Annotated in this window: 11 protein-coding genes, 1 tRNA gene and 1 pseudogene; 8 read left to right on the plus strand and 5 right to left on the minus strand. The window is 61.5% G+C overall.

From position 1 onward, the window contains the following. Positions 1–61: 61 nt before the first annotated feature. Positions 62–762: pseudogene (locus OR16_RS34915) on the minus strand (DUF808 family protein). 357 nt (positions 763–1,119) lie between these two features. Between OR16_RS34915 and OR16_RS34920 the strand changes: the two are divergent. Together OR16_RS34920 and OR16_RS34925 are read left to right on the plus strand one after the other, a co-directional pair. Next, positions 1,120–1,725, plus strand: a complete 606-nt coding sequence (locus OR16_RS34920; RefSeq protein WP_043422326.1) for a class I SAM-dependent methyltransferase — start codon at positions 1,120–1,122, stop codon at positions 1,723–1,725. A 65-nt stretch (positions 1,726–1,790) separates the two neighbouring features. Continuing rightward, the gene (locus tag OR16_RS34925) at positions 1,791–2,069 is read left to right on the plus strand and encodes a hypothetical protein (protein ID WP_006163590.1); all 279 of its coding nucleotides are present in this window, start codon (positions 1,791–1,793) and stop codon (positions 2,067–2,069) included. Positions 2,070–2,363: 294 nt separating this feature from the next. Here OR16_RS34925 and OR16_RS34930 read toward each other — a convergent pair. From OR16_RS34930 to lexA, 3 genes are all read right to left on the minus strand, one after another. Continuing rightward, positions 2,364–2,439: transfer RNA gene (locus OR16_RS34930), tRNA-His, on the minus strand. 104 nt (positions 2,440–2,543) lie between these two features. Further along, positions 2,544–2,714: a hypothetical protein gene (locus OR16_RS44715; protein WP_006163591.1), complete on the minus strand. Its 171-nt coding sequence runs from the start codon at positions 2,712–2,714 to the stop codon at positions 2,544–2,546. Positions 2,715–2,822: 108 nt separating this feature from the next. Continuing rightward, entirely contained in the window at positions 2,823–3,479 is a 657-nt protein-coding gene (gene lexA / locus OR16_RS34935; RefSeq protein ID WP_006163593.1) for a transcriptional repressor LexA, read from the minus strand. A gap of 226 nt (positions 3,480–3,705) precedes the next feature. On the opposite strand from lexA, the gene OR16_RS34940 reads away from it, so the two are divergent. The 6 genes from OR16_RS34940 (at position 3,706) to OR16_RS34965 (ending at position 7,926) form a co-directional block, all read left to right on the plus strand. After that, positions 3,706–4,665 (plus strand): asparaginase, encoded by a 960-nt coding sequence (locus OR16_RS34940; protein ID WP_043422329.1) that lies wholly within the window; start codon positions 3,706–3,708, stop codon positions 4,663–4,665. A gap of 101 nt (positions 4,666–4,766) precedes the next feature. Beyond that, entirely contained in the window at positions 4,767–5,141 is a 375-nt protein-coding gene (gene rpsF / locus OR16_RS34945; RefSeq protein WP_006163598.1) for a 30S ribosomal protein S6, read from the plus strand. 74 nt (positions 5,142–5,215) lie between these two features. Further along, on the plus strand, positions 5,216–5,515 hold the full coding sequence (priB, locus tag OR16_RS34950) for a primosomal replication protein N (protein WP_017228959.1): 300 nt from the start codon (positions 5,216–5,218) through the stop codon (positions 5,513–5,515). A gap of 3 nt (positions 5,516–5,518) precedes the next feature. Next, positions 5,519–5,797: a 30S ribosomal protein S18 gene (rpsR, locus tag OR16_RS34955; RefSeq protein ID WP_006163606.1), complete on the plus strand. Its 279-nt coding sequence runs from the start codon at positions 5,519–5,521 to the stop codon at positions 5,795–5,797. Between the two features lie 31 nt (positions 5,798–5,828). Continuing rightward, the gene (rplI, locus tag OR16_RS34960; protein WP_006163608.1) at positions 5,829–6,281 is read left to right on the plus strand and encodes a 50S ribosomal protein L9; all 453 of its coding nucleotides are present in this window, start codon (positions 5,829–5,831) and stop codon (positions 6,279–6,281) included. Between the two features lie 253 nt (positions 6,282–6,534). Next, entirely contained in the window at positions 6,535–7,926 is a 1,392-nt protein-coding gene (locus OR16_RS34965; protein ID WP_006163610.1) for a replicative DNA helicase, read from the plus strand. A gap of 68 nt (positions 7,927–7,994) precedes the next feature. On the opposite strand, the gene OR16_RS44235 is transcribed toward OR16_RS34965, so the two are convergent. Continuing rightward, the coding region (locus tag OR16_RS44235) for a hypothetical protein (RefSeq protein ID WP_158001403.1) at positions 7,995–8,200 on the minus strand (206 nt) is incomplete at its 5' end.

Raw genomic sequence — 8,200 nt, forward strand, 5'->3', positions numbered from 1 at the left:
TACTGGGGGGTTTTGCTTTTGTGCGCGTCCGCTTTCGAAAATCTCGAAAGCAAGAAATAAACTAACTCGCCGACGGTCGCAGGGCGCGCATTCCAAGTTTCGCAATGCCGACTATAGCCGTGACCAGTGCACCTGCTACGACGCCCGTCAGTGCATTGATCAATACGGGGCTTAGCATTCCCAGGCCTGTGCCGATCATAGGTACCCCAGCCAGCATCTCAGTCGCGGGCTCTGCCAGATGATGCACGGCAGGAATACCGTGTACCAGAATCCCGCCCCCCACCAGGAACATCGCCGCTGTGCCGATCACGGACAGCGCGCGCATCAGCCAGGGCGCCAGGCGCAGGATGCCGCGTCCAATGGCTCGCGCGCCGGCGGAAGCCTTCTGGCTAAGATACAGGCCAGCATCGTCCAACTTGACGATGCCTGCCACCAGGCCATAGACGCCCACTGTCATGATCAAAGAGATGGTCGACAACACGGCCACCTGGGTGCCGAATGTTGCACCGGATACTGTCCCGAGCGAATCGCCAGAGCTGCCGGCACCAGAATTACCTTGTTGCGCAAGGACCCCAACGCTACAGCCCACACAACGGGTAATTCGCGCTCCGCCTTCACGCCGCTGACCTGCTGCGCATTCAAGGCCAGGTCGTCGCCTAGTACGCCGGCTGTTTTCTTGGCCGCCACTTTACTCATGGTGGCTACATCGTCGAGGATGGAGGTGATGTCGTCGATCAGCAGAAGCAGGCTGGTGCCGGCCATATTCAAGGTTCCCAAGTAAACGTAGAGAAAGCACCCCGTCGCACGGAGGGCGCATCGCACAATACTGTGCCACAGGCGTCGCAAGCGATGCGAACCATCGCCATTCCGCGTCGCGCCGTCTAGGGGGCTGGCAATTCAGGATGTGAATCGGAGCGCCCGGGGTACCTGTCAAAAAAAGACCGCCGGCGGGATAGCAGGGCGGTCTACGGGAAGTCTCGTCGGGGTCAAGCAACGAGTAATTGAAATATGCCAAACTGCACGCCTGCTTGCTATCCGCCGTCGGTGGGGGGGCATGCAGTCTCCCTTGCTGAACAAGAGCACAGAAGCGCCTCCATCGGGAGCGAGAAGGGGACATAAATGAGAAAAGCAGCAGCAAGTACTGCCGGATATGGCGAGAACGCGGCCGCATTGGCGCAGCAGTACGAGAGCCTCCGGTTCGAGGATGTCCACCGAGACGTACTGCACCTATTTCCGCGTGAGCCCAGCAATATTCTGGATATCGGAGCAGGGTCAGGCCGCGATGCGGCCGCGCTCGCCCGCTTGGGACATCGGGTTGTGGCCGTGGAACCCACGGGCGAATTGCGTCGAGAGGGGCAACGCATTCACGCGGCATTGCCCATCGAGTGGGTGGATGATTCACTGCCACGCCTGTCAGCGATGCGATCCAGGCGAGAGCATTTTGAGCTGATACTGCTGACTGCAGTATGGATGCATCTGGATGCCACCGAACGACCCATTGCGATGAACTCTATCGCGGAGCTGCTGGCGCCGGGCGCCACGGTCATCATGTCGCTCCGCCACGGGCCTGTTCCCCAAGGTCGAAGGATGTTCGACGTTTCTGCCGATGAGACGCTGGCGCTTGGCCGAGCGGTTGGCCTTGCCGACAGCTACTGCGGGCAGCGTAAGGATACGCAGGGCCGGGACTCGGTTTCCTGGAGCGTGATTGCCATGCGGATGCCGTAGCCGAGCGGCCCCGGGATGTCCGAAGTGGTCATGCCCGGATCCGGGCGAGGCTTTAGGAGATAGTCATGGTTCAAAAGTTGTTCCACGAACTGCCAGCGGATGAGCGCGAGGGTTTCGAGTCGGCTTGCGCCCTGCATGGATTTGTACGAGAGGACTTCGACGTGGCCGCGGAGGAAGGCATTCCGTCGAGCGGCGGGCCGAATCGTATCCTGCGAGAGGTCATCGTCGCCCGTGTGGCCGGCGGCGAGGCTCGGCGCTATCCCGGCGGAGCGGGGGCCGCATGGACGGTGGCATTCGAGCAAGACCTGGAGCGGGATGTCTTCGGTTTTCCTCTTGCCGATTAATTGATCCGTCGGCGCTCGTCGAATGAACCGGCTCAGGGCTCGCGCCCCGAGGCTGGCGGTCCGGCACCGATGCCCAGTCGGAGGGGCTGAGGTCACTCGTGCGCATGGGCAGCAATAATCCACCGCTGTGGGTCGCAGCAATAGGGGGGAAGAAAAGGGGAACCTGGGGGAGCGCGCGAGTGCAGAAAACGAAAACGGCGCCAGGGGCGCCGTTGGAATGTTTCCACTTTCGTTGGAAACTTCACATCATGAAATGCGACGAAATCTGCAGGTCACTGATATGAATAAGAATTCTGGGGTGGCTGATGGGACTCGAACCCACGACGACAGGAATCACAATCCTGGACTCTACCAACTGAGCTACAGCCACCGTCGAAGTCGTTTGGTTTGGTGCCGAACGACGAAGAACAAGATCATACAATGCCAGAAGCCGGATGGCTAGTACTCTGCACAAATTTTTTCTGTGCCGCCCGCTTAAACAGCAATCTTGGAAGATTCCTCCAACTCGAGCATTCGGCAGATGGCGGCCATGCTGCCAACCATGGTGCGTCGTTGTGCGCCCTGGTAGATGCGCACGCCCTTGGATTGGCGGAAGGGTACAGGCTTGACGGGGCGGCGGGCGGAGAGGCGGTTGGCTGGCAGCATGGCTACACCTGGTGACTTGCAACAACAGTTAGCGGTACCCGCTACGCGGGTGCGTTGGCACAATCGGGTGTCGGCTTGTACGGGGTTCGCCCGCCTCAGCCGCACTCGTCAGAAGGCGCCGGGGCGGATCAGGCCGACGGCGATGCCTTCTAGTGAGAACTCTTCGCGGCCGGCTTGCACGATGATGCTGGGGAAGTCGGGGTTTTCGGCGATCAGCTCGATGGTGTCGCCGCGGCGGTTTAGGCGCTTGACGGTGACATCGTCGCCCAGGCGGGCTACGACGATCTTGCCGTTGGCGGCTTCGCTGGCGCGTTTGACAGCAAGCAGGTCGCCGTCGAGGATGCCGGCGTCCCGCATGCTGAGGCCGCGTACCCGGAGGAGGTAATCAGGCTGCACGTCGAATACTGAGGCGTCGACCTGGTATTGGCGGTCGATGTGTTCGGCGGCGAGGATCGGGCTGCCGGCTGCGACGCGCCCAACCAGTGGCAGCGTCAGTTGCATCACGCCGGCCATGGGCAGGGAGAACTGGTCGGGCAATTCGGAGTCGCTGCGCGATACCTTGAGGCGGATGCCGCGGGAGGCGCCGGGGGTGAGTTCGATCACGCCCTTGCGGGCCAGGGCACGTAGGTGCTCCTCGGCGGCATTGGGTGAGGAGAAGCCGAACTTAGCGGCGATCTCGGCGCGCGTGGGCGGGAAGCCCGTGTGCTGGAGGCTGCTGCGGATCAAGTCGAAAATCTGCTGCTGTCGCGGTGTCAGGGTCGCCATGGTCGCCGATGTTTGAAAGCACTGTATGTTTAAACAGTATGCTGTGATTTTATACAGTATCGAGTGAAGTGCAAGCGGAATTTTGGGAGTTCGCGCATTGACAGGTGCTTCCCCAGGGTCCTGGCGCTTGCTGCGGCGCGTTGGCGGAGGGTTACAATCCGCGGCACCCGAAGCGTCTTGCGTTGCGCATTGCTAAACCGTTCTGGCTCTCGACCACTTTCCCGCCATGTCTCTCCTGCCTCGTGTTGTCGTGCTCGCTACTGGCGGCACCATTGCCGGTTCTTCTTCCAATCCAGCCAGCAGTGCGAAGTACCAGGCGGCGACGGTGCCGGTGACGGCGCTGCTCGATGCGGTGCCGGCGCTGGGTGCGTTGGCGCGGATCGAGGCCGAGCAGGTGGCGCAGGTGGATAGCAAGGACATGTCATTCGCGCTCTGGTCCAGGTTGGTGGAGCGCGTGGCGTTCTGGTCCGCGCAGTCTGATGTGTCGGGTATTGTCATTACGCACGGCACCGATACGCTGGAAGAGACTGCCATGCTGCTGCACCTGGCATGCGTGAGTACCGTGCCGGTGGTGCTGACGGCGGCCATGCGGCCTTCGACCTCGTTGTCGGCGGATGGCCCCTTGAACCTGCTGAAGGGCGCGTTGCTGGTGATCAACCAGGAGATTCATGCCGGCCGGGACGTGGTGAAGGCGCATACATCAGCGGTCAACGCCTTTGTATCGCCGGTGGCGGGGCCGATTGGCTATGTGCAGGACGACTTTGTGCGCTTCGTGCGTACCCCCGGGCGCTTGCCAGTCAGTGCTTGGTCGGTGCCTTCAGCGTGGCCGCAGGTGGAGATTCTGGCCAGCTATGCGGAGCCCGGCCGTATCGTGGTGGATGCCCTGGCGCAGGCGGGTGTGTCGGGCTTGGTCGTGGCGGCTGCGGGCAATGGCTCGGTCCACCAGTCCCTGGTGGAGGCGTTGGTCGATGCGGCGGGCGCTGGCGTGGCAGTCGTGCGCAGCTCGCGCACGGGGGCAGGCCATGTGGCGATTCCTGCGTCTCCCCGGCCTGCGTCGGGTGTCTTCGTTTCGGCCGGCGACCTCAATCCTTACAAGGCGCGCGTGCTTCTGGCGCTGGCTTTGGCTGTGGAGCCGGGACTGGCAAAGGATCCGGTGGCGCTGCAGGCGCTATTTGCCGAAAACTAAGGCCGCTTGCCCGGTGGGGCAAAAGCACGCTATACTTTAAGGCTATTCAACCTTGCTGCACCGGACATGGCGCTCGGGCAGCTTATCCAAAAGGAGCGTCAATGCGTCATTACGAAATCGTATTTATCGTCCATCCGGACCAGAGCGAACAAGTCCCGGCCATGATCGAGCGTTACAAGACGCTGGTCACGTCCCAGGAAGGCCAGATCCACCGCGTGGAAGACTGGGGTCGCCGTCAGATGGCCTACATGATCCAGAAGCTGGCCAAGGCTCACTACGTTTGCCTGAACATCGAATGCGGCAAGGAAACCCTGGCTGAACTCGAACACGCGTTCAAGTTCAACGATGCAGTGCTGCGCCACCTCATCGTTCAGACCAAGAAGGCTGAAACCGCACCGTCCCCGATGATGAAGGAAGTGCAGCGCGAAGAGGCTCGCAAGGCCGCGCAACAGACCAGCGAAGTCCAGGCCGCCTAAGTGCGGACTGTTGTGGTTGCCGTTGGCGTTGATCGCCGCGGCGGCAAATGCGGGCATCGGTGCGGGAGAGTGCGTTGAACCAGTTAAGGCTCTGCGCGACGCTCGCGGAACGCGATGCCTTGCGTTACACCCCGGCCGGGGTCCCCGTCGTCAACTGCATCTTGCAGTACGCGGGCGAGACGGTCGAGGCGCAAACGCCCAGGCAGGTGGAGTTCGCCATCGCCGCCATGGGAATCGGTCAGATCGGCCAGCGGCTTGAGCGTACCCCGCTCGGCGCGATGCTCGACTGCGAAGGATTCCTGGCCCGCAAGCACCGCAACAGCAAGGCTCTCGTCTTTCACATCACTGGATGTAAAGCATTCGAAAAGGATTGAATCATGGCATTCGTCAAACGTGACAACAAGAACAAGAAGCGCTTCCAACAGCAAAACCCGCTGTTCAAGCGCAAGCGCTTCTGCCGCTTCACCGTGGCTGGCGTGGAACAGATCGACTACAAGGATCTGGACACCCTGAAGGATTTCATCGGCGACAACGGCAAGATCACGCCGGCCCGCCTGACCGGCACCAAGGCGCACTATCAGCGTCAGCTCGACACGGCCATCAAGCGCGCGCGTTTCCTCGCGCTGATGCCCTACACGGACCTGCACAAGAACTGATCGGCCCTAGGTCCGTTAAGGAGAAAACACGATGCAAATTATTCTGCTTGAGAAAGTCATCAACCTGGGCAACCTGGGTGACATCGTTCGCGTGAAGGACGGCTACGCCCGTAACTTCCTGATCCCGAACAAGAAGGCCCGCCGCGCTACCCAGACCGCTATCAGCGAGTTCGAAGTCAAGCGCGCTGAACTGGAAAAGGCAGCCGCTGAAAAGCTGGCAGCTTCGCAAGCCGAAGGCGAAAAGCTGAATGGCCTGACCGTGCAAATCACCCAGAAGTCGGGTGTGGACGGCCGCCTGTTCGGTTCGGTGACCAACGCCGACATCGCTGAAGCCCTGGCTGGCCAAGGTTTCAAGGTCGAGAAGTCGCAAGTGCGTCTGCCGAATGGTCCGCTGAAGGTTGTTGGCGACCACCCGGTCAGCGTCTCGCTGCACACCGACGTGCTGGTCGACGTGACGGTTTCCGTCCTGGGCGAACACGCCTAAGCATTGGCCTTGCTGCCGGTTCTCGCTTGTCCTTCGGGGTAGCGGGAGCCGGATGCCAGTGTCAACTGCTTGACCAAACAAAAAGGCAGGAGCATTGCGCTCCTGCCTTTTTGTTTGGCCGCGCCCCCTCGCTTCTCTTCTCTGCTTCATTGCTGCGGGGCTGGTTGTCCCGCCGTCACTTGGCAGGATGCCCCAACTGCCGGCCGCGAATTCTCCGCCGGCTCGCTGGCGCCGACCGTTATAATCCCACCCTATGAACGCGCCTGTCGCTGACCCCCAACTAGATAATCTCAAGGTACCGCCGCATTCCATCGAGGCCGAGCAATCGGTGCTAGGTGGGCTGCTGCTGGACAATGCCGCCTGGGACCGTATCGCCGACTTCCTGTCTGAAGCGGATTTCTATCGCTTCGATCACCGGATGATCTTCCAGAGCATCTCCCGGTTGATCTCCGCCACCAAGCCCGCCGACGTCATCACCGTCTACGAATCTCTACAAGGCGCGGGAAAGGCGGAGGAGGTGGGCGGCCTGGCCTATCTGAATTCCCTTGCGCAAAACACGCCTAGCGCGGCCAATATCCGCCGCTATGCGGAGATCGTGCGCGAGCGCTCGGTGCTGCGCAAGCTGGTGACCGTGGCCGACGATATCGCTACCGCGGCCTTCGCCCCCAAGGGGCGCGAGGTGCGGGAGCTGCTCGACGAGGCGGAATCCAAGGTGTTCGCCATCGCCGAGGAAGGCTCGCGCGGGCAGAAGGGGTTCCAGGAGATCCAGCCGCTGCTGACCCAGGTGGTCGAGCGCATCGATGAGTTGTACCACCGCGACTCGAGCACCGACGTCACCGGCGTGCCTACCGGTTTTATCGACCTGGATCGCATGACCAGCGGCATGCAAGCGGGCGACCTGATCATCGTGGCTGGCCGTCCCTCGATGGGTAAGACCGCTTTCTCGCTGAATATCGGCGAGCACGTGGCGGTGGAGCAGGGCCTGCCGGTGGCGGTGTTCTCGATGGAAATGGCGGGCACGCAGCTAGCCATGCGTATGTTGGGCTCGGTCGGACGGCTGGACCAGCACCGCCTGCGTACTGGCCGCTTGCTCGACGAAGACTGGCCGCGGCTCACGCACGCCATCCAGCGCATGAACGATGCACAACTGTTCATCGACGAGACGCCAGCGTTGACCTCGATGGAACTGCGCGCCCGTTCGCGCCGGCTGGCGCGCCAGTGCGGCCAGCTTGGACTGATCGTCATCGACTACCTGCAGCTGATGTCGGGCTCGGGCGGCGGCGAGAACCGTGCCACCGAAATCTCGGAAATCTCGCGTTCGCTCAAGGGCCTGGCGAAGGAACTCAACTGCCCGGTGATTGCACTGTCGCAGCTGAACCGAAGCCTGGAACAGCGCCCGAACAAGCGTCCGGTGATGTCCGACTTGCGTGAATCCGGCGCTATCGAACAGGACGCCGACGTGATCCTGTTTATTTACCGCGACGAGGTCTACAACCCGGACTCGCAGGACAAGGGCACGTCCGAAATCATCATCGGCAAGCAGCGTAACGGTCCAATTGGCACCGTGCGGCTGACCTTCCTGGGCCAGTTCACCAAGTTCGACAACTTCAGTGGCGGCCCGGCTTTCTTCGACAACGACAACTGAAGCCAGTCCTGGCGCGGCTTGCAGGGCATCAAGGCTCGGTGGCGGCAGTCGATTGCCCATGCCGCGTGTCAAAGTCTCCCGGCTTCGCCCCACATACCTGTAAAATATTGCGTTTTGATGACAGCCGCCTCCGGGCGGCTGTCGTGCAATACGTACCTGCCTGATTCAGTAATAACCCCGCTGCGCCCCGGCGCTTCGACAAGGAACATTCCATGTTCGGCCGATTCATGCCCACTGAGGGCAAGTTCTTCGAATACTTCAACCAGCACGCCGA

Source organism: Cupriavidus basilensis OR16 (genome assembly GCF_000243095.1).
In the GTDB taxonomy this organism is placed as follows: Bacteria; Pseudomonadota; Gammaproteobacteria; order Burkholderiales; family Burkholderiaceae; genus Cupriavidus; species Cupriavidus basilensis_D.

Bases quoted from the DNA above. Each gene is read 5' to 3' on its own strand.
- OR16_RS34920 (WP_043422326.1), top strand. From the start codon at position 1,120: ATGAGAAAAGCAGCAGCAAGTACTGCCGGATATGGCGAGAACGCGGCC.
- OR16_RS34925 (WP_006163590.1), top strand. From the start codon at position 1,791: ATGGTTCAAAAGTTGTTCCACGAACTGCCAGCGGATGAGCGCGAGGGT.
- OR16_RS44715 (WP_006163591.1), bottom strand. From the start codon at position 2,714: ATGCTGCCAGCCAACCGCCTCTCCGCCCGCCGCCCCGTCAAGCCTGTA.
- lexA (WP_006163593.1), bottom strand. From the start codon at position 3,479: ATGGCGACCCTGACACCGCGACAGCAGCAGATTTTCGACTTGATCCGC.
- OR16_RS34940 (WP_043422329.1), top strand. From the start codon at position 3,706: ATGTCTCTCCTGCCTCGTGTTGTCGTGCTCGCTACTGGCGGCACCATT.
- rpsF (WP_006163598.1), top strand. From the start codon at position 4,767: ATGCGTCATTACGAAATCGTATTTATCGTCCATCCGGACCAGAGCGAA.
- rpsR (WP_006163606.1), top strand. From the start codon at position 5,519: ATGGCATTCGTCAAACGTGACAACAAGAACAAGAAGCGCTTCCAACAG.
- rplI (WP_006163608.1), top strand. From the start codon at position 5,829: ATGCAAATTATTCTGCTTGAGAAAGTCATCAACCTGGGCAACCTGGGT.
- OR16_RS34965 (WP_006163610.1), top strand. From the start codon at position 6,535: ATGAACGCGCCTGTCGCTGACCCCCAACTAGATAATCTCAAGGTACCG.